Annotated in this window: 19 protein-coding genes; 10 read left to right on the forward strand and 9 right to left on the reverse strand. The window is 67.8% G+C overall.

Going from position 1 to position 20,309, the window contains the following annotated elements; genetic code table 11:
• Window positions 1–286: 286 nt before the first annotated feature.
• From CFP71_RS23535 to CFP71_RS23545, 3 genes are read right to left on the reverse strand one after another with little or no spacing between them, the layout of a single operon-like run.
• Window positions 287–1,033 (reverse strand): ABC transporter permease, encoded by a 747-nt coding sequence (locus CFP71_RS23535; protein ID WP_093936165.1) that lies wholly within the window; start codon window positions 1,031–1,033, stop codon window positions 287–289.
• Complete coding sequence (locus CFP71_RS23540; protein WP_093936115.1) at window positions 1,030–2,070, reverse strand: alpha/beta hydrolase family protein; 1,041 nt, start codon at window positions 2,068–2,070, stop codon at window positions 1,030–1,032. Before CFP71_RS23540 ends, CFP71_RS23535 begins: the two co-directional genes overlap by 4 nt.
• Window positions 2,067–2,984: an ABC transporter ATP-binding protein gene (locus CFP71_RS23545; RefSeq protein WP_093936116.1), complete on the reverse strand. Its 918-nt coding sequence runs from the start codon at window positions 2,982–2,984 to the stop codon at window positions 2,067–2,069. The genes CFP71_RS23540 and CFP71_RS23545 overlap by 4 nt, the downstream gene beginning before the upstream one ends.
• Before the next feature lie 136 nt (window positions 2,985–3,120).
• Here CFP71_RS23545 and CFP71_RS23550 point away from each other — a divergent pair, with 136 nt between their 5' ends.
• The gene (locus CFP71_RS23550) at window positions 3,121–3,909 is read left to right on the forward strand and encodes a hypothetical protein (RefSeq protein ID WP_093936117.1); all 789 of its coding nucleotides are present in this window, start codon (window positions 3,121–3,123) and stop codon (window positions 3,907–3,909) included.
• A 67-nt stretch (window positions 3,910–3,976) separates the two neighbouring features.
• Here the strand turns inward: CFP71_RS23550 and hrpB are convergent, their stop codons facing one another.
• The gene (gene hrpB, locus CFP71_RS23555; RefSeq protein ID WP_093936118.1) at window positions 3,977–6,367 is read right to left on the reverse strand and encodes an ATP-dependent helicase HrpB; all 2,391 of its coding nucleotides are present in this window, start codon (window positions 6,365–6,367) and stop codon (window positions 3,977–3,979) included.
• Window positions 6,364–7,194, reverse strand: coding sequence for a glutamate ABC transporter substrate-binding protein (locus tag CFP71_RS23560; protein WP_093936119.1), 831 nt, complete (start codon window positions 7,192–7,194; stop codon window positions 6,364–6,366). The genes hrpB and CFP71_RS23560 overlap by 4 nt, the downstream gene beginning before the upstream one ends.
• 91 nt (window positions 7,195–7,285) lie before the next feature.
• Here CFP71_RS23560 and CFP71_RS23565 point away from each other — a divergent pair, with 91 nt between their 5' ends.
• The gene (locus tag CFP71_RS23565) at window positions 7,286–7,774 is read left to right on the forward strand and encodes a MauE/DoxX family redox-associated membrane protein (protein WP_093936120.1); all 489 of its coding nucleotides are present in this window, start codon (window positions 7,286–7,288) and stop codon (window positions 7,772–7,774) included.
• A gap of 2 nt (window positions 7,775–7,776) precedes the next feature.
• The gene (locus tag CFP71_RS23570; protein WP_093936121.1) at window positions 7,777–8,571 is read left to right on the forward strand and encodes a DsbA family protein; all 795 of its coding nucleotides are present in this window, start codon (window positions 7,777–7,779) and stop codon (window positions 8,569–8,571) included.
• Window positions 8,572–8,963: 392 nt separating this feature from the next.
• On the opposite strand, the gene CFP71_RS23575 is transcribed toward CFP71_RS23570, so the two are convergent.
• Window positions 8,964–9,848: a LysR family transcriptional regulator gene (locus CFP71_RS23575; RefSeq protein WP_093936122.1), complete on the reverse strand. Its 885-nt coding sequence runs from the start codon at window positions 9,846–9,848 to the stop codon at window positions 8,964–8,966.
• A gap of 132 nt (window positions 9,849–9,980) precedes the next feature.
• Between CFP71_RS23575 and CFP71_RS23580 the strand changes: the two genes are divergently transcribed.
• Window positions 9,981–11,810 (forward strand): glycoside hydrolase family 3 protein, encoded by a 1,830-nt coding sequence (locus tag CFP71_RS23580; protein ID WP_093936123.1) that lies wholly within the window; start codon window positions 9,981–9,983, stop codon window positions 11,808–11,810.
• A 3-nt stretch (window positions 11,811–11,813) separates the two neighbouring features.
• Window positions 11,814–12,635 (forward strand): ThuA domain-containing protein, encoded by an 822-nt coding sequence (locus CFP71_RS23585; protein WP_093936124.1) that lies wholly within the window; start codon window positions 11,814–11,816, stop codon window positions 12,633–12,635.
• On the opposite strand, the gene CFP71_RS23590 is transcribed toward CFP71_RS23585, so the two are convergent.
• The 3 genes from CFP71_RS23590 to CFP71_RS23600 all read right to left on the reverse strand — a co-directional run bounded on the left by CFP71_RS23590 (window position 12,583) and on the right by CFP71_RS23600 (window position 15,359).
• Window positions 12,583–13,032: an anthrone oxygenase family protein gene (locus tag CFP71_RS23590; RefSeq protein WP_093936125.1), complete on the reverse strand. Its 450-nt coding sequence runs from the start codon at window positions 13,030–13,032 to the stop codon at window positions 12,583–12,585. The two genes, CFP71_RS23585 and CFP71_RS23590, sit on opposite strands and share 53 nt — an antisense overlap.
• A gap of 656 nt (window positions 13,033–13,688) precedes the next feature.
• On the reverse strand, window positions 13,689–14,396 hold the full coding sequence (locus CFP71_RS23595) for an RraA family protein (RefSeq protein WP_093936126.1): 708 nt from the start codon (window positions 14,394–14,396) through the stop codon (window positions 13,689–13,691).
• A gap of 9 nt (window positions 14,397–14,405) precedes the next feature.
• Complete coding sequence (locus CFP71_RS23600; protein ID WP_244199801.1) at window positions 14,406–15,359, reverse strand: hypothetical protein; 954 nt, start codon at window positions 15,357–15,359, stop codon at window positions 14,406–14,408.
• Window positions 15,360–15,541: 182 nt separating this feature from the next.
• Here CFP71_RS23600 and CFP71_RS23605 point away from each other — a divergent pair, with 182 nt between their 5' ends.
• From CFP71_RS23605 to CFP71_RS23625, 5 genes are read left to right on the forward strand one after another with little or no spacing between them, the layout of a single operon-like run.
• Entirely contained in the window at window positions 15,542–16,735 is a 1,194-nt protein-coding gene (locus CFP71_RS23605) for a lipid-transfer protein (protein ID WP_208636021.1), read from the forward strand.
• Window positions 16,736–16,755: 20 nt separating this feature from the next.
• Window positions 16,756–17,187, forward strand: coding sequence for a type II toxin-antitoxin system Rv0910 family toxin (locus CFP71_RS23610; protein WP_093936128.1), 432 nt, complete (start codon window positions 16,756–16,758; stop codon window positions 17,185–17,187).
• Window positions 17,184–18,029, forward strand: a complete 846-nt coding sequence (locus tag CFP71_RS23615; protein WP_093936129.1) for a MaoC/PaaZ C-terminal domain-containing protein — start codon at window positions 17,184–17,186, stop codon at window positions 18,027–18,029. The genes CFP71_RS23610 and CFP71_RS23615 overlap by 4 nt, the downstream gene beginning before the upstream one ends.
• Window positions 18,030–18,039: 10 nt before the next feature.
• Entirely contained in the window at window positions 18,040–18,909 is an 870-nt protein-coding gene (locus CFP71_RS23620; protein ID WP_093936130.1) for an SDR family oxidoreductase, read from the forward strand.
• Window positions 18,906–20,126, forward strand: a complete 1,221-nt coding sequence (locus CFP71_RS23625) for an acyl-CoA dehydrogenase family protein (RefSeq protein ID WP_093936131.1) — start codon at window positions 18,906–18,908, stop codon at window positions 20,124–20,126. Before CFP71_RS23620 ends, CFP71_RS23625 begins: the two co-directional genes overlap by 4 nt.
• The last annotated feature ends 183 nt before the right edge of the window (window positions 20,127–20,309 follow it).

Here is a 20,309-nt window from a genome sequence, read left to right on the forward strand (position 1 = left end):
GGGTAGCAGGGGACCTTTGCTATCGCCGGGGGCGCTGACCTGCGGTTTTGGCGGGGAAGGGAGCAAGGGACCTTTGCTGTCGCGAGGGGGTGTGTGGAAATAGGGACGTTGAGTGTCCCTGTTTCCACACACCCTCGATGTCCGGCGACTGTGTGGATTTTGGTGCGTTGGATGAGCGGAAATCCACACAGTCACAGCGTCCACCTGCGAAAAGAGAGCAAGGGACCTTTGCTCTCGCTTCTCTCGATGTTGAGACAAGCGGGAGCAAAGGTCCCTTGCTTCCCCGTCAGGCGTCGCGCCGCCGCAGGACGGTGGAACCGGTGAGGAGACCGGCGGCCGCCCAAGCCATACAGAGCGCGATGCCGACCCAGGGCGCGTAGGGCGCGACGCCGCCGAAGATCGGGTTCGGCTCCCCTGAAGTGAGCATCGCGTTGACACCTGCGAAGCCGGGGAAGTAGTTCACGATGTCCTCCCCGCCGAGCGAACCGGCGAACATCGGGATCATCACCAGCAGCACGAACACCGTCACGATCGTCCCCGCCGTGCTCCGCAACGCCGTCCCCAGGCCGAGGCACAGCAGGCCCAACAGAGCGAAGTAGCCGCCCATGCCCGCCGAGGTCGCGAGGACGTCGCTCACCGAGGAATCCCGCGCCGGGATCAGCGGCGCCGAGATCGCCACGCCGGCGAGCGTGTTCAGGACGCCGTAGCCGAACAGCACCGGCACCAGGACGGCGGACTTCGCCGCGAGGACCCGGTTCCGCACCGGGACCCACTGCAAGGTCGAGCGGATGCTGCCGCTGGCGTATTCGCTCGTGACGAACAGCGTCGCCAGCGCGACCACGGCGAACTGCGTGAGGTAGAAAGCCGCCCCGGTCACCACGGCGTGCGGGGCCATCGAGCGTTCGACGCCCGCGTTCGCGGCCAGGCCCACCGCGCCGGAGTAGGCGAGCATCAGCAGGACACCGCTGATCAGGCACCACCAGGTCGAGCGGACCGACCAGAACTTCGTCCATTCCGAAGAGACCGCGTTCATCGTGCGCTCCACTGCTTGAAGAAACCGGTCAGCTCGTCACGGAAGATCCGCAGCGCTTCCCGCGAGTCGATCGAGCCGTACTGCCTCTCGACCTCTTCCTCGGGAAGTCGCGCCCGCAGTCCCAGTTGGTCGATGAGGATCGCCGCGTCGGTCACCGACGAATGACCGCTGTTCTCGACCGGGAGGTCCTTCTTCGGTCCGGTGAGCCGAGGCCAGGTCTCGTCCCAAGAGGCTCCGTAGTACTTCTTGCCGGTCGGGCTGGACATCAGCAGGAACGGCCGGTCGAGGGAAACGGTGCCGAAGAACGGGCCGTCGACGTTCACGCCCGCCTTGATCCGCCGGTCGGCGACCATCGAGGCGGCGGTCGCCGAACCCCCGGCCGAGTGACCGGCCATCCCGATCTTCTTGGCGTCGATCGACCAGCGCCGGTCCTTCAGCAAGGTGTCGACGACGAACGTCGTGTCGATGGCGCGGTTCGCGATCGCGGCGGGCCAAGGGTCGGGCGACTGTCCACAAGCGACACACTGGCGCAGCCCGTCGGGGAACTCCGTCGCCCAGGCTTCGTAGGCGTGGTCGATCCCGGCGACCACGAAACCTTGCGAGGCAAGGTGTTCCGCCACGGAGGTCAGGGTGATCCGGTTGTTGCCCGCCCCGGGCGACAGCACCACCAGCGGACGTCGTCCGGGCAGCGAAGGCGCGTTCTCCTTCGAGTGGACCCGCACCTTGCTCAGCGCGTCCGGCGGCAGGTCGAGTTTCCGTCCGGCGACCGCCGCCGCGGACTCCGCTCCGGTCATGTACAGCGGAGTACGCCCGATCGAGACGGCCGGGTACCAGACGTTGACCATCAGCTCACGCCGCTTTTCCGGCACCCAAGGGTCGGCGCGCTGCTGATCGGTGAGATGCAGCGTGCGCAGCCCGATCGGGAGCGGGCCGCCCGGCGCGGGCAGCGACAGATCAGGTGCGGTCGCCGCCGACGCGGTCGCCGGTACCCCCAGCAGACCGGCGACCACCGCAGCGATGACCAGGAAGGACTTCATGCCGCTACTCCCGTTCCGTATTCGACCGACGACGCGGTCAGTTCCATGTAGGCCTGTTCGAGTGACGCTGTCCGCTCGGCCAGCTCGTGCACGCGGATGCCGAGTTCGTGCACGGTGTCGCCGACGCGCTGCACGGGCAGGTCGTGCACGAGCAGTTCGTCCCGGTCGGTTTCCGTGGTCGCGCCGAGGGCGCGCAGACGCTGTTCGAGCGCTCGCAGTTCGCCGGGAACGGGCACCCGCACCGCGACCGACGTCCGCGAATTGCCCGCGATGAACTCGTCGACAGGCGCGTCTGCCAGCAGCTTTCCCTTGCCGATGATGACCAGCCTGTCGGCGGTCAGCTGCATTTCGCTCATCAGATGGCTGGACACGAACACCGTGCGGCCCTCCGCCGCGAGTGACCGCATCAGGTGCCGCACCCAGCGGACGCCGTCGGGGTCGAGGCCGTTGACCGGCTCGTCGAACATCAGCACCCGCGGATCGCCCAACAGCGCGCCGGCGATGCCGAGCCGCTGCCCCATGCCGAGGGAGAACGCCCCGGCTCGTTTGCCCGCGACCTCGGTGAGCCCGACCGTCGCGAGCACCTCGTCCACCCGGGAATCCGGGATGCCGTTGCTGCGCGCCATCGCCAGGAGGTGCTTGCCCGCGCTCCGGCCGGGGTGCAGTGCCTTGGCCTCCAGCAGCGCGCCGACCTCGCGCAGCGGGTGCCGCAGGTCCACGTACTTCTTGCCGTCGATGCGGACCTCGCCCGCACTCGGCGCGTCGAGGCCGAGCGTCATCCGCATGGTCGTCGACTTGCCCGCGCCGTTGGGACCGAGGAAGCCGGTCACCTTGCCCGGCTCGACGGCGAAGGTCAGCCCGTCGACCACCGTCTTCTCGCCGTAGCGCTTCGTCAGTCCTCGAAGCGTGATCATCCGCGTCCTCCTTCGTGGTCCCTGAAGTCTTCTGTGCGGAGGCACCTGCGGACATTGCCCCGAAGTCATCGGTCACCCCTTACTTTCGGCAGGTGCCGCTCGGCACGAGTCCCCGCGAAAAGGCAGAATCGGCGCCATGACCACCCGCGAACAACGGCGCGTGAATCCGCTCGACCTGGTGATGCTCGTCCTCGCCGTGTTCTCCGTCGGACTGCTCGTCTACGTGACGTTCTTCCCGCATTCGGACGAGACGGCGCACACCGTCTTCATCATCGACACGACGGTGTGCGGGATCTTCGCGCTCGAATTCCTGTGGCGGTGGCGGCGCAACGGCTGGGAGAAGTGGTTTCCGCTGCGCAACTGGTACGAGATCCTCGGCATGATCCCGATCGCGCATCCGGCGCTGCGCGGCTTCCGGCTGCTGCGGGTCCTGGTCGTGCTCGTCCGGCTCGCGCGCACGGCCGACCGCGCTTTCGGGGAACGGTTCACCCAGCGCCTGGTCGAACGGCTTTCGCGGCCGATCGTGCTGGCGATCAAGAAGCCGATCACGATCGCGGTGCTCGACGAGGTCGTCAAAGTGCTGGAAACCGGGAACTACCCCCAGAATCTCGCGCGCTCATTGGGCGACAACCAGACGCTGCTGCGCGGGATCATCGCCGAGAAGCTCAAGAACGACCCGCAGGCGGGGCGGCTTTCGAAGCTCCCGTTCCACGACGAGGTGGTGCGTTCGGTGATCGACACCGCGATGCGGGTGATCCTCGAGGTGCTGACGGACCCGCGCATCGACGAGTTCTTCGCGCATGTGGTGCGGGAGAACCGCGAGCAGATCCGGAGCGCGGTGCAGCTCGGGTTGAACGAGCGTGAGGACGACGAGGAACTGGCGTCACAGCTGCCGACCCGGCCTCAGCACCAGATGATGGACTGACCGGTCACGTCTCTCGCGAGTGTCATGAAAGGGGCTTTCAGGACGAAAGATGTCCTGAAAGCCCCTTTCATGACATCCGGCGCTGGGTGGTCCGCCGGGTCGGCGCGGCGCTCAGCGGGTCCTCCGGCCAGGGATGCTTCGGGTAGCGCCCGCGAAGGTCGGCGCGCACGGCCGCGTAACCGTTGCGCCAGAAAGACTCCAGGTCGGCGGTGACGGCGGCGGGCCGTCCGGCGGGGGAGAGCAGGTGCAGGACGACGGGAACGCCGGCCAGTTCCGGCGTCGCGAGCCAGCCGAAGGTTTCCTGGAGTTTCACGGCCAGCACCGGCTGTTCACTCGAGTAGTCGACCCGGATCCGCGAACCCGACGGGACTTCCAGCCGGTCCGGCGCCAGCTCGTCCAAACGCGACGCTTCGGGCCAGGGCAACAGTCCGCGCAAAGCGGCACCCGCGTCCAGTGAGGCGAGATCCGATCGCCGCCGCGCCGAGCCGAGATCGAGCCAGTTGTCCAAAGTGGACAGCAGCGCGGTGTCGGAGACCGCCGGCCAAGGCGAGCCCAGCACCCGATGCAGGAACGACAACCGTTCGCGCAGGCGACGCCCGTCCTCCGACCACCGCAGCAGACCGAGCCCTTCGGCGCGCAAACCGTCCAGCAGGGCGGCTCGGATCGCGTCCGGCGCGGGTGAGCGCAACGGCTTCTCCGACAGCACGATCGCCCCGAGCCGTCGCACCGAACGTGCCACGACGTCGCCCGAAGCCCAGCGCACTTCGTCCGCCGCCGAAACCAGATTCGGCGCCGCGCGGACGGCGAGATCCTCGTCCGCGGGCGCGGCCAGCCGGATGACGCCCTGCGCGCGGCCGGGATCCCGGGTCGCTTCGGCCACCGCCAGCCATTCGACGTCGGCCAGCCCGCTGCCGCGCGGCAGTTCGGCCGCGGTCCCACCGGCCATCAGATAGACCGGCGTTCCCGCGGAACGTCGTCGCGCGAGCCGTTCGGGATGCGCCAGCGCCACGACCAGCGCCGGATCGGCCGCGCCGCCACCGTCGGGCACCAGCTTGGAGAGCCGCCGCACGTCGGATTTCCAGCGTTCGTCGCTCCGCACCCGGCGCAGTTCGGCTTCGAGGTCGGTCAGTGTGCCACCGCTGTCCAGCAGCGCGACGACCTCGGCGGCCGAACGCGCGTTGGTCCGCGCCGCGCCGTCGAGCAGCGCCCGCGCCAGCCGCGGATGCAGGCCCAGCCCGGCCATCTTCCGCCCGCGTTCGGTCACCGTCCCGTCTTCCGCGGTCGCCCCGAGCGTGATCAGCAACGCGCGACCGGCGGCCAGCGCGCCTTCGCCGGGCGGATCCCACCAGGCGAGGCCGGAACCGTCCGGAGTGGACCAGCACGCGAGTTCGAGCGCGAACCGCGCCAGTTCCGCCGTCTTGATCTCGGGTTCGGGATACGCGGGCAGGGAACCCTGTTCGTGCGCCGCCCAGCACCGGTACGCGCGTCCCGGCGCCTCACGTCCGGCGCGACCGGCACGCTGTTCCGCCACCGCGGCCGAAACCCGGACCGTCGCCAGCCCCGGCAGGCCGCGCCGGTGATCGACCCGCGGCACCCGGGACAGCCCGCAGTCCACCACCGCGCGTACGCCTGGCACGGTCAGACTCGATTCGGCGACCGACGTCGAAAGCACCACCCGGTGGCGGGCGCGCGGGCGCAGCGCGTCGTCCTGACTCGCCGCCGAAAGCCGTCCGTGCAGCGGCAGCACGTCCGCGTCCAGGCCGTCGAGCAACCCGCTCACCCTGGCGATCTCGCCCGCGCCCGGCAGGAAAGCGAGCACGTCACCGTCTCCTTCGGACAGTGCTTTGTGGATCGCGCGGACCACGGTCGCCTCGATCCGCTCACCGCGCACGGGCGGGGAGTACGAGACGTCGACCGGATAGGTCCGCGCCTGAGCGGTGATCACCGGCGCGTCCCCGAGCAGGGCCGCCAGCCGTCCCGCGGCCACGGTGGCGGACGTCGCGAGCAGGCGCAGATCGTCCCGCAGCCCGGCGCGGACGTCCAGCAGCAGCGCGAGCAACAGATCCGCGTCGAGGTGGCGTTCGTGGCATTCGTCGAGCAGGACGGTCGAAACCCCGGCCAGTTCGGGATCGCTCTGCACCCGCCGGACCAGCAGCCCCGAGGTGACCACTTCGATCCGCGTCGAAGAAGACACCTTCCGGTCTCCGCGCACCGAATAGCCGACCGTCTCACCGACCCGTTCGCCCAGCAGCGACGCCATCCGCGACGCCGCGGCGCGCGCGGCGAGTCGCCTCGGCTCGGCGACGATCACCCGCCCTTCGCCGTTGTCCAGGGCGAGCGGCACCAGCGTGGTCTTGCCGGTTCCAGGAGGCGCGACGAGGACAGCGGTGCCGTGGGCGTCGAGCGCGGCTTCGAGTTCGGGCAGGACGGCGCGAACCGGCAGATCGGGAAGGGTCACTGCTCGGTGACCTGCGGCGGGGGCGGGATCCGGTAGCCGGACGGGCCGATGTTGCGGTTCAGCGATTCGAGCCATTCCCCGGACGAGATCATCTTCCGGACGGCCTTGGCCACCGCCGCCCGGCCCTCGATGTCGTCCTTGCGCAGGCCGACGCCGTATTTCTCCTTCGAGAACGGTTTGCCGACGACCCTCAGCAACTCCGGGTTCTGTGCCACGTAACCGGCGAGGATGACGTCGTCGGTGGTCACCGCGTCCACCTGTCCCGCGAGCAGCGCGGTGACGCAATCCTGGTAGCGCGGGTACTCGACGAGCTGGACGGCCTGCGCGAACTTGTCGCGCACCTGCTCGGCCGAGGTGGTGCCGCCCACGGCGCACAGCTTGCGGCCGTTGAGGTTTTCGGGACCGGTGATGTCGGTCGACCGGAGCCGGACGAGCAGGTCCTGGCCGGTGTCGAAATAGGGCCCGGCGAAAGCGACGACCTGTTTGCGCTTTTCGGTGATCGAATAGGTCGCCACCATCAGATCCGTGATCCCGGAGGTGATGTCGGTCTCGCGCGACGACGGCCTGCTGTCGTGCCAGGTGATGTGATCTTCGTCGACGCCCAATTCACTCGCGATGTATTTCGCCACGTCGACGTCGAAACCGACATAGCGGCCGTCGACCGTCTGTTTGGAGAGTCCCGGCTGGTCGAAGCGGATGCCGATGGTGAGTTTGTTGAACGCGACGGCGCGGGCGACCAGGGAATCCGACGGACCGGCCTCCTTGCCGCAGGCCGCCGCCGCTGTGACCAGCATCAACCAGGCCATCAGCAGGGCGCGTCCCCTCATCGGGTGCCTCCGTCCGCCGCCTCACGTTGTTCTCAGGGTCGACGGCTAGCCTAAGCCCGTGCGTAGACCGCCCCAAGTCGTACTCGACGCCGTGGGCACACTCGCCCGGCTCGGACTCGCCGCCGTCTGGTTGGTCTCCGGAGCGCTGAAGATCAGCGATCCGGGGCAGACCTACATCGCGGTGCAGGCCTTCGACGTCCTGCCGGACGGGTTCGTCCGACCGGTCGCGATCGGGATGCCGCTCATCGAGCTGGCGCTCGGCCTGTTGCTGCTCGCCGGGTTCGTGACCCGGTGGGTGTCGGTGCTGTCGGTGCTGCTGCTGGCGGTGCTCATCGCCGCGATCGCCCAATCCTGGGCGCGCGGGCTGAGCATCGACTGCGGCTGCTTCGGCGGTGGCGGTCAGATCGCCGCGGATCAGACGCAGTATCCGCAGGAGATCGCCAGGGACCTCGGGTTCGCGCTCCTCGGTGTCTGGCTGATCGTGCGGCCGCGGACCTGGCTGTCGGTGGACGGCTGGCTCGGGAACTCCGGGGGCCCCGCCGACGACGACTATGTGGGTATCGCTGAAGGGAACGAATAATCGTGGGTGGAGCTGAGCGCAACGCTCGGAAACGCAAGCAGCAGGAAACGGCGGCACGCTCGGTGGCACAGGCCAGGGGCGTCGCGGGCGGCGACAAGAAGAAGGTCGTCGCGATCACCGTCGCGGTGGTCGTGCTCGCCGCGCTGGTGATCGGCGGCGTGATCTGGACGACGTCCAGCAAGAACTCCACCGAAGGCAAGGACATCGCGGTACCGACGGGCACCTGGGCACCCGGTGTCGTCGAGAAGCGCGACGGAGCCGTCGTGAGCGCCGGCAAGCCCGGGGCCGCGAAGACCATCGACGTCTACGCCGACTTCCTGTGCCCGATCTGCAAGCAGTTCGAGGAGACGTTCAAGGACAAGCTCCACGAGCAGGTGAACAACGGGACGCTGACCATCCGGTACCACATGCTGCCGATGCTCAACCAGCGCTCCGACCCGCCGGGTTACTCGATGGACTCGGCCAACGCCTCGCTCGCCGCGGCCGACGCGGGCAAGTTCCTCGCCTTCCACGACGCGCTGTTCAAGGATCAGCCGCAGGAGGGCGCGCGCGGGTTCGACAAGGCGCAGCTGATCAAGCTCGGGCAGGACGTCGGGATCACCGACCCGGCCTTCGTGACGGCGATCAACACCGGCGTCTACGAGCAGCAGATCCAGGACGCGTACAAGAAGATCTCGACGGATCCCTCGTTGCAGCAGGACTTCGGCAGCGGGCCCGGTTTCGGCACGCCGACAGTGGCTGTGAACGGTCAGGTCGTGAAGCTGGAGCAGGACTGGGTCGAGAAGACCCTCGGCTAGCTCATCGGAAGTACATGAAGGCCCCCTTCCTTGCGCCTAGGTGCGGGAAGGGGGCCTTCATGTACTTGAGGCGGTGAGGGACGCGTTGCGAAAGCCTCTTTCGCAACCTTCAACGTTGTGAAAGAGGCTTTCGCAACGCGTTCCTGTGGGCCAGAGGCATCGGTAAGAGTGATGGGGGGGCGATCGTGAGTGCTGAATTCCTCGCATCCCCCACCCGACCTCGGACGTCGCGAAAGCCACTTTCGGGACATCGGACGTCCCGAAAGTGGCTTTCGCGACACCGGCATTGGCCGCGAGCCGGCGCCGCTTCCACAGAGGGGGCCGCAAGTGGCGATTCGTGTTCCCTCCCGCCGCATTCAGAGGACGAAATGCGGGAGTCGGAGTGCGGGAAGTCAGGGGAGCGAAGCGGAGGCGACGGTCGCGAAGGCCTGTACGCGGGCAGTCTCGGCGGAGCGCGGCCAGACGAGCCCCCACTCGACGTCGGGCGAACCGGCGAAGGGCACGAAGCGGATTCGCGGGTGGCTGAAGTACTCGCGCGCGTGTGCGGCTAGCGGGCAGATGCCGGCGCCGGTGGCGGTCGCGGCGAGCAGTTCCTGAAACGTCGCGAAGGGCTTGCCCCGGGTCACGGGGTGCCCGGCCGGGGTCAGCCAGCGCCGCGGTTCCTCGATCCAGTACGGCTCCGGCGGATGCGCCGCGCGGAGGACCGTGTCGCGGGCGAGGTCGTCCAGGGTGACGGATTTTCGTCGCGCGAAAGGGTGTTTCGACGACACCGCGAGCACCATCGGTTCGGTGTACACGGCCGGTCCGGTGGCGAGATCGGCTTCGTCGACCGGCAGCAGGGTCACCAGTACGTCGATTTCACTCGAGCGCAGCATCGCGAACGGGTCGGCGAAATCGGCCTCGCGGATGAGCAGTTCCGTGTCCGGGTAGCGCTGCCGGAAACGGTTGAGCGGTTCTTCGATCAGATCGGCGACGCCGGGTGCCTCGAAGCCCAGTCGCAGCACGCCGCCGATCCCGCGTCCGGCCGCGACCGCGCGATCGATCCCCTCGTGCAGCGCGCGGTACGCGGGGCCGAGGTCGTCCCGGAGCCGTTCGCCGATCGGCGTGAGCCGGACCCGCCTGCTGGTGCGGGCGAACAGCGGCGCGCCGATCCGGCGCTCGACCTGTTTGATCGACTGGCTCACCCGTGCCTGCGAGACGTGCAGCCGTTCCGCGGTGCGGCCGAAATGCAGTTCGTCGGCCAGCGCCAGGAAGATCTCGATATCCCGCAGTTCCATAATTCCCAGGTTATCGATCCGGGCCGATGTCGGTCAGTGGGAACCGTGTTTTTCGCAGGTCTAGACCATGGACGCCGTGTCATGCGTTAATTCAAGCCTTGAACTTACGCCCGTGTGTCGAGGAGGACCCGGATGCGGAGATTCACCCTGGGGATAGTGACCGCCGCGCTCGTGCTGGGGTCGCACACCCCGGCACTGGCCGGAAACGGCCCCGCGTACCGGGACGCCTGGCGGCCGGTGAAGGTCCGCGTCGCCGATCTGCTGTCACGCATGACGCTCGAAGAGAAGATCGGCCAGATGACGCAGGCCGAACGCCTCGGCATCAAGGCGCCCGGCGACGTCACCAGGGGGCTGCTCGGCTCCCTGCTCTCCGGCGGCAGCTCCCAGCCGACCCCGAACAACGCGGTGACCTGGGCCGACATGTACGACGGTTTCCAGAAAGAAGCGCTCGCCACCCGGCTCGGCATTCCGCTGATCTACGGCGTCGACGCCGTCCACGGCCACAACGGGCTCTACGGCGCCACCGTCTTCCCGCATAACATCGGGCTCGGCGCGACGCGCGATCCAGAACTGGTCGAGAAGATCGGCCGCGCGACCGCGGAAGAGGTGTCGGGCACCGGGATCGACTGGAACTTCGCGCCCTGCCTGTGCGTCGCGCGCAACGATCGGTGGGGCCGGACGTACGAATCCTTCGGTGAGGTACCGGAAATCGCCACCGCGATGACGACGGCCATCGATGGCATGCAGGGCCGTTCACTGTCCGCGCCGGGCTCGGTTCTCGCGACCGCGAAACACTACATCGGCGACGGCGGCACGACCGGCGGCGACGATCAGGGCGAGACCGACATCAGCGAAGCCGAACTCCGCGCGGTGCACTTACCGCCGTTCCGTGAGGCCGTGCGCCGCGGCGTCGGGTCGGTGATGATCTCCTACAGCAGCTGGAACGGCCTCAAGATGCACGCCGGTTCCTACCTGATCAACGACGTGCTCAAGGGCGAGCTCGGGTTCTCCGGCCTCGTGATCTCGGACTACAACGGCATCGACCAGATCGACCGGCAACCCGGCTTCACCCCGGCCGAGGTCACCGCGTCGATCAACGCCGGCATCGACATGGTCATGGTACCCTTCGAATACCAGAAGTTCATGGACACGCTGAAGGCCGAAGTCCTCGCCGGGCGGGTCACGCGGGAGCGGATCGACGACGCGAACCGGCGCATCCTCACGAAGAAGTTCGAGCTGGGCCTTTTCGAGCGGCCGCTGACCGATCGCCGGTTCGTCAAGACCATCGGCAGCGACGAGCATCGCGCCCTCGCGCGGAAGGCCGTCCGCGAATCGCAGGTACTGCTGAAGAACGAGAACCGGGTGCTGCCGCTGGACAAGGCACGCAACCGGATCTTCGTCGCGGGCAAGAGCGCCGACGACATCGGCAACCAGAGCGGCGGCTGGACCGTCGGCTGGCAAGGCAAGAGCGGCCCGGTCACCGAGGGAACGACCATCCTGCAAGGGATCCGGCACACCGCGAAACCCTCGTCCACGGTCACCTTCGACAAGGACGCGAACGGGATCGACGGGTCCTATGACGTCGCGGTCGCGGTGGTCGGGGAGACGCCGTACGCCGAGGGGCGCGGTGACAAGCCGGAGGGAATGGGGCTCGACGCCGAAGATCTGGCGACCTTGAAGCGCCTTCAGGACAGCGGGGTGCCGACCGTGGTGGTGCTCGTTTCCGGGCGGCCGCTGGACATCGCTCCGCAGCTGCCGGACTGGGACGGGCTGATCGCGTCGTGGCTGCCCGGCTCGGAAGGCCAGGGCGTCGCGGACGTCCTCTTCGGTGACTACAACCCCACCGGCAAGTTGCCGGTGACGTGGATGCGCAGCGCCGACCAGCAGCCGATCAACGTCGGTGATGGAAAGTCCGGGCTGTTCCCGTTCGGGTTCGGCCTTCGCTATCGGCATGGGTGGTGAGGTATGAGGAGATTCGCGGTCCGGCTCGCTCTGCTGTTCGTTTCGTGTCTCGCGCTGGCGATGGCGCCGGTGACGGCGCAGGCGGCACCCGCGTTCAAGGTGCTGGCCTTCTACAACGGAACCTACGACGCGGCGCACATCAGCTTCGTCAAGGAAGCCAACCAGTGGTTCCCGAAAACCGCTTCACAGAACAACTTCAGCTACACCGCGACCAACAACTGGAACCAGCTCAACTCGCTTCAGCCCTCGCAATACCAGGTCGCGCTGTTCCTGGACGACCTGCCGCAGACCTCGGCGCAGCGCTCGGGCTTCGAGCGGTACATGAACGCGGGCGGCGCGTTCTTCGGTTTCCACGTGGCGGCTTTCAACACCAACCCGTCGGCTTGGGACTGGTACCACAACAGGTTCCTGGGCACCGGCGGGTTCAAGTCCAACACCTGGGGTCCGACGACGGCGACGCTCAAGGTGGAGAACCGGCCGCACCCGTCGACCACGCGGCTGCCCGCGACGTTCACCTCTTCGGTGAGCGAGTGGTACGCCTGGAACAACGACCTGCGCAAGAATCCGGACATCAGGATCCTCGCGTCGGTGGACCCGGTGAGCTTCCCGCTGGGGAGCGATCCGAACCAGTCCTGGTACAGCGGGTACTACCCGATCCTCTGGACCAACAACAAGTACAAGATGCTGTACGCCAACTTCGGGCACAACAAGATGAACTACGAGACGAACCAGCCGCTCTCGTCGACCTTCGCGAGTGAGGTGCAGAACCGTTTCACCGTCGACGGTCTGCTGTGGCTCGGCGGAAAGCAAACCGTACGACGATGAGCAGAGCCAGCCGGACCAGGTTCGCGCGATGCCATTTCTTGGCGAGTTCTTCGCGCCGGACCTGGTCCGGCTGTTCCCTCAGCAGCGTCAAGTTGACCGAACGCACGAGGTGGACCGTGATGCCGGTGGCGACGGCCGTGCCCGCGGCGGCGGTGACGATCGCGCGCCGATCGCCGCCGTCGTGCCAGCTGCCGGTGAGGGCGAGCGCCGTCGACGCGATCGTCGCGGGCGCCGCCGGGATGAAGTAGCGCGCGGGGCTGCCGGACGCGAGGAGCCCGGGGGAGCGATCGCCGGTGAGGCGGGGAACGTCGACGACGGCTTCGTAGAGGTTCCCGAAGAACCAGTGGGCCTGGCCGACCGTGGCGAGCCGGGCCCAACGGCCGGTCTTGACCTGCATGAACTCCAGACTGCCACAGCGGTGGGCCCGGCGACGCGACAGCAAAGGTCCCTTGCTGTCTTTTCGCAGGTCAGAGGCCTAGGCGATAGCAAAGGTCCCTTGCTTCCCCCGCGGCCTGGCCTCGTGCGTCGTGAAGGCCTCCTTGCCTACCTTGAAGGTCAGGGTCTCGGCAAAGTCGCCTCTCCACTGGTCAAGGAGGTTGTGAAAGCCACTTTCGCAACGTTGAAGGTTGCGAAAGTGGCTTTCACAACACCCCCCCCGACACCACCCACGCATAGGTCGGTCCAGGTCGTCGTGAGTGATGTTTCGGGTTAGAGCGGACCGGGTGTTTACCTACCCACGCCTGACTTGGCGTGAGTGGTGGTTTCGCGGCTGCCAGGGCGTGACGATGTAGGAATTGGGACGTTGAACGTCCCAATTCCTACATCGTCGCCGGGGATGCCCGGTCTTGGACCTTGATCAACGGAAGATCCGGGACACTCAACGTCCCCGATCCTCCGTTGATCACGACACCCGCATACGCGACTTTGCCGAGACCCTGACCCTGAAGGTAGTGAAGGAGGCCTTCACGGACTCTGAGTCCCTCAAGAGGGCCTTCACAGCCCGGCCCGGTGCCCCGCGCACCCAGGCCGCCGGGCGATAGCAAAGGTCCCTTGCTACTCCTCGATGGCGCCGCCGACCGCGCGCAGGTGCTCCCGGAACGTCAGCGAAGGCGACTTCGTGCGCTCCGCGAGGAAGTCGGCGAAGCGGACCTGCTCGCGAAGGGACTCTCCGGAGCGGATCCGCTCGGCCTGGAGCCGCTCGACGTCGCGGATGGCCTCGGCCCGGTCCAGGACCTCGTCCGCCCGGTCGGCCGGGACGAACAGGACCCCGTCTTCGTCGCCGAACACGAGATCCTCCCGCGTCACCGTCCATTCCCCGACGACGGCCGAGTCGAGCGCGCCGTCGGGGCGGGCGGAGACGGAGAGCGGGCCGGTCGGGATCGAGCCGAGGCTGAACACCGGCAGCCCGATCTTCTCGATGTCGCGGGTGTCGCGGTGCAACCCCCAGATGACCACACCGCTCAGCCCGGCCGCTTCGGCTTCGAGGACGGCGAGGTCCCCGACGCAGCTTTCATCGAGCCTGCCGCCGTTGTCGACGACGAGGACGTCACCGGGGTTCGCGGTCTCGTACGCCTCCAGGAAGACGTCGACGCTGCCGACGTGCCGGGCGGGGGTGACCCGCCCAGCGAGCCGGCTACCGGGCACGACCGCGTGCGTGCCGGCGGGCGCGCATCGGACCGGGACGCCGGCGCGGACGCAGCCGTCGGTCAGATGCGCGGTGGTCAACAGCGCGAACCGTTGCCGAAGCTCTTCGGGATCCATATCCCGACTTTAGCCACGGCGCCACACCACAGGAGTGTTACCGGAGCCGCCGCCCTCCAGCGTTCCGGCGATCTCGCCGTTGTCGCCCACGACGGTGCCGTACGCGTTGCCGGGGGAGGGAAGCGTCGTCACCGAGCCGCCCGGGGACCACACCGTGGGAGTCCTCGGCGAGATCCATCCCGTGACCAGGCCGGACCCGTTGAGTGCCATCGTGGACATGTTGTCCGGGACCTCCACGGACGTGTCGAACGCCGTCCAGAGCCGGTCGCCCAGCTGGGTCGAGGCCAGCACCTTCCCGTTCCGGATCGCGATCCCACGTGACTCCCGGAGGCCGTCCGGGAGAACGAGCTGCCGCAGGACGCCGTCCTTCCAGAGCCAGGTGCCGCCGTACTGCTCGTTCAGCAGGATCGTGCCGTCGTGGTCGATGTCGATGGGGGTGAGCACCGGCGGGACATCCAGCAGCACCGGGTGCGCGTGGTCGCCGGATGGCCAAAACGCGGGGGTGGAGCCGTAGCGGATGTCGTTGAACACCGTGCCGACGACGTCGCCGCGGTCGTTCGTGCCGACGGCTTGCGTGTTGGAGTAGCCCGGAACCTTCCCCAGGAACTGGAAGCCGCCGTTCTCGAAGACGAAGGCGTGCTTGCTCGGGTAGCGGCTCCCGTCCTGGTAGTAGACGGCGTTGCCGAGGACCGAACCCGACGCGTTCTCGTCCACCGTGTCGACCGAGAGGTAGCCCGCCGGGATGCCGTGGTCCGTGACGGTCCCGCCCGTCCAGGTGACCAGCTTCCCGTCGGCCGTCCCCGCGTAGTCCCCGGCGCCGTTCGTGGCGTTCACCTGTGCGATCCCGCTGCTGCCGGGCGGGAGCGGCAGGTAGCTCATCGTCCAGTCGCTCGCCGACGCGGTGCCCGCCGACAGCAGCCCGGCGGCGACGGTGGCGGCCAGGACCATGCTCGTTCTTTTCATCGAAGACCCCCTGTGAGTGGTGTTCGCCCTGTTTAACGGGGGTGCGGGCCGCTCGTCTGCGTCACCTGACACTCAGCGTGTGATCGATAACATCCGTTCAGGTATGTATGTAAGGGGTTGATAAATACAGACCTGTCTGTATCTTCAGTTTCAGCAGCGACCCGGCAACGACAAGGAGCGTCGTGGTGGCCAACAAGGTGTACGTCGTCGGCGTGGGCATGACGAAGTTCGAGAAACCCGGACGCCGCGAGGACTGGGATTATCCGCAGATGGCCAAGGAGTCCGGGACGAAGGCGCTCGCCGACGCCGGGATCTCGTTCGACGAGGTGCGGCAGGCCTACGTCGGCTACGTCTACGGCGAGTCGACCGCGGGGCAGCGCGCGGTCTACGAACTGGGCATGACCGGGATCCCGGTGGTCAACGTCAACAACAACTGTTCGACCGGGTCGACGGCGCTGTACCTGGCCGCGGAAGCGATCCGCGGCGGCCGGGCGGACTGCGCGCTCGCGCTCGGGTTCGAGAAGATGCAGCCGGGCTCGCTCGGCTCGACCTACGACGACCGTGAGCAGCCGATGGGCAGGCACATCCAGGCGCTCGCGGAGATCTCCGAGGTGCTCTTCCCGCCCGCGCCGTGGATGTTCGGCGCGGCAGGCCGCGAGCACATGAAGACCTACGGCACCACCGCCGAGCACTTCGCCAAGATCGGCGAGAAGAACCACCGGCATTCGGTGAACAATCCGTACGCGCAGTTCCAGGAAAGCTATTCGCTGCAGGACATCCTCGACTCGCGGATGATCTACGACCCGCTCACCAAGCTCCAGTGCTCGCCGACCTCGGACGGTTCGGGCGCGGCGATCCTCGCCAGCGAGTCCTTTGTGGACTCGCACGGGCTGGCCGGGCAGGCCGTCGAGATCGTCGGGCAGGCGATGACCACCGACTTCGCCAGCACCTTCGACGGCACGGCGAAGAACATCATCGGCTACGACATGAACGTCCAGGCCGCGCGTCAGGTGTACGACCAGGCCGGGCTCGGGGCGGAGGACTTCCAGGTCATCGAGCTGCACGACTGCTTCTCCGCCAACGAACTCCTGCTTTACGAAGCCCTCGGACTTTGTGCCGAAGGGGAAGCGGGGAAGCTCGTCGACTCCGGGGACACCACCTACGGCGGCAAATGGGTCGTCAACCCGTCCGGCGGGCTGATCTCCAAGGGGCATCCGCTCGGCGCTACCGGCCTCGCGCAATGCGCCGAACTGACCTGGCAGCTGCGCGGGACCGCCGACAAACGGCAGGTCGACGGCGTCGAAGCCGCGCTGCAGCACAACATCGGACTCGGCGGCGCCGCCGTCGTCACCGCCTACCAGCGCGCCGAGCGCTGATCTCACCGAAAGGAACAACCATGGGCAAGATCAGTGCCTCCGTCGAACTCCCCGCGGCCCCCGACAAGGTCTGGGCGGAGTTCTCCAACCCCAACAACTTCGAGAAGTGGCTGACCATCCACACCAAGTGGAAGGGCGAGGTCCCGGCGGAGTTCTCCAAGGGGGCGCAGGCTTCCGAGGTTGTCACGATGCTCGGGATGCCGAACACGATCACCTGGACCGTCGACGAGTTCGAAGCGCCGTCGAAGCTGGCGATCTCCGGGACCGGGATGGCCGGGGTGAAGGTCAAGTTCGAGCTTTCCGTGGAGGCGTCCGGCGAAGGCTCGCTCGCGAGCATCGACGCGGAGTTCGCCGGCCAGATGATCATCGGCGCGCTCGGCAAGGCCGTCGAGAAGGACGGCAAGAAGAACCTCGACGCGTCGCTGGAGAACTTCAAGGCGCTGGTCGCGTGACCGACGAGCGGTTCGATCCCGGCGGGCTCGGCAAGTGGACCGACGAGTCCCGGTTCGAGGTGACCCGCGAGCGGCTGATCGAGTACGCGAAGGCCACCAACGACCCGATCCCGGCACATCTCGCCGGGGACGTCGCGAGCCCAGTGTTCGCGATCGTGCCGGTGTTCGAGTCGCTGATGGAACCCGCGCTGGAGGTCGTCCCGGTCGGGCTGTTCGGCCGGATCGTGCACGGGGAACAGGAATTCCGGTTCCACCGGCCGATCCGGCCCGGTGACAAGCTCGTGTCGCGAGCGCGGATGACCGGCTACGAGGGCCTGTCGAACGGCACTCGCGGCACCATCCACCTCGAATGCCGGACCGAGGACGGCGACCTCGTCAACGAGCAGTACGTGACCCTGTTCGTACGCGGTTTCGACACCGGCGAGACGCGCGGCGAACTCGGGCCGGAGCACAAGTTCGACGACGCGCTGCGCTCGCGGGCACCGATCGCGAAGGTGAACCAGCACGTCGACGACGACCAGACGTACCGCTACGCGCCCGCCGCCGGCGACCCGATGCCGATCCATCTCGACGAAGAGGTCGCGAAGGATTCGGGATTGCCGGGGATCATCGCGCACGGCCTGTGCACCATGGCGTTCACGTCGTGGGCGCTGCTGACCGAGGTCGCCGGGTCCGATGTGGACAGACTGAAGCGGTTCGCCGTCCGGTTCGCCAAGCCGGTGCTGCCCGGGCAGGACCTGACGACGAACATCTGGCGCGCGGGCGCCGGGAGCTACGCGTTCGAAACCACCGTCGGCGAAACCGTCGTGATCAAGGACGGTCTCGCGGAATTCGCGGAGTAGGAGCAAAGCCATGGGAGCACTCGACGGGCGGGTAGCCGTCATCACCGGTGCCGGCCGCGGGATCGGCCGCGAGCACGCGCTGCTGTTCGCGGCCGAAGGCGCGAGCGTCGTGGTCAACGACCTCGGCGGAGCGAACGACGGAAGCGGGGCCGACGTCGGCCCGGCGCAGGAGGTCGTCGACGAGATCCGCGCGGCGGGCGGGAAGGCCGTGGCCAACACCGCCAACGTCGCCGACTGGGCGGGCGCCGAGGAACTGGTCGCGCAGGCGGTGGGCGAGTTCGGCAGGCTCGACGTCGTCGTGAACAACGCCGGCATCCTGCGCGACGCTTTCCTTGCCGGGCTTGAGGAAGCACAGTGGGATTCCGTGATCGCGGTGCACCTCAAGGGGCACGCGGCGGTGCTGCGGCACGCGGCCGCGTACTGGAAGACCGCGAGCAAGGCCGGTGAGCCGGTGGCGGGTTCGGTGATCAACACCGCCTCGGCGTCCGGGACCACGCTGCCGAACGCGGGACAGGCGAACTACGGCGCGGCGAAGGCGGGGATCGCCGCGCTGACACTGGTGGCCGCCGAGGAGCTGGAGCGGTACGGCGTGCGGGTCAACGCGATCGCGCCGATCGCGCGCACCCGGCTCACGCTGGCGACGCCGGGCATGGGCGCGATCTTCGCGCAGGAGGTCGAAGAAGGGGAGTTCGACGCGTTCTCCCCGGCCAACATCTCGCCACTGGTGGCTTATCTCGCCACCGAAAAATGCCCGCTCACCGGCAAGGTGTTCGCGGTGCAGGGCGGCGCGATCTCGGAACTCGCGGGCTGGCACGACGTGAAAGTGATCGAAACCGAGGAAGCCTGGTCGATCGACGACATCGCCGCGAGGCTGCCGTGATCGAGTGGTCCGAGACCGAACTGCTGATCCGGGACGCGATCCGTGAGTTCGTCGACAAGGAGATCCGGCCGCGGCTGGACGAGCTGGAAAGCGGGACGCTGCCGCCGTACGACCTCATCCGCAAGATGTTCGCGTCCTTCGGCATCGACGCGCTCGCGCGGGAATCGGTGACGAAGCTGCTGTCCAAGGAGCGCGGCTCCGGCTCTGGTGGTGGCGGTCTGGCTTTCGGCGGGCAGGAGGCGATGGCGCTCATCGCGGTGAGCGAACTGGCCGGGGTCAGCCTCGGCATCGTCGCCTCGCTCGGGGTGAGCATCGGGCTGACCGCGCAGACGATTCTCACCAAGGGCACGCAGGCACAGAAGGAACGCTGGCTGCCCGGGCTGGCGACGTTCGAGAAGGTCGGCGCGTGGGCGATCACCGAACCCGACTCCGGCTCGGACGCTTTCGGCGGGATGAAGACGTCGGTGCGGCGCGACGGTGACGAGTACGTCCTCAATGGACAGAAGACGTTCATCACCAACGGGCCCTACGCCGACACGATCATCGTCTACGCGAAGCTCGACGACGGCTCGGCTGTGCGTGATCGCAAGGTGCTCACGTTCGTGCTCGACAAGGGCATGCCGGGGCTCACGCAGGGCAAGCCGTTCAAGAAGATGGGCATGATGTCCTCGCCGACCGGGGAGCTGTTCTTCAGCGACGTCCGGCTCGGGCGGGACAGGCTGCTCGGCGAGTCCGAGGCCGGTCGCGACGGCGACAGCAAGGCCGAGGTGAAGTCCGGGTTCGCCGTCGAGCGGGTCGGGGTCGCGGCGCTGGCGCTCGGGATCATCAACGAATGCCACCGGCTGTGCGTGGACTACGCGAAGAACCGGAAGCTGTGGGGCCAGGAGATCGGTCGGTTCCAGCTGATCCAGCTGAAGCTGGCGAAGATGGAGGTCGCACGGATCAACGTGCAGAACATGGTGTTCCAGCTGATCGAGACGCTGCGCGCGGGCAAGATGCCGACGCTGGCCGAGGCTTCGGCGATGAAGCTGTACTCGTCGGAGGCGGCCACCGAGGTCGCGATGGAGGCCGTGCAGCTGTTCGGCGGGAACGGGTACATGGCGGAGTACCGGGTGGAGCAGCTGGCGCGGGACGCGAAGTCGCTGATGATCTACGCGGGCTCCAACGAGATCCAGGTGACGCACATCGCGAAGGGCCTGCTGGAGCGTCGCGTTTAGTCCTCTGAATGCGGTGGGCGCGGGCGCCGGGGGAGCAAGGGACCTTTGCTATCGCGTTGGGGTCCGGGGGTGCCCGTCGCCCGCTGTCGACACGTGTGCCCAGACGGTCGACACGCAGTGACTTGGATGGACGGCACGGGTGACCAGACGGACGACACGTGTGTCTGGATGGACGGCACGGGT

Source organism: Amycolatopsis thailandensis (genome assembly GCF_002234405.1).
Lineage (GTDB): Bacteria > Actinomycetota > Actinomycetes > Mycobacteriales > Pseudonocardiaceae > Amycolatopsis > Amycolatopsis thailandensis.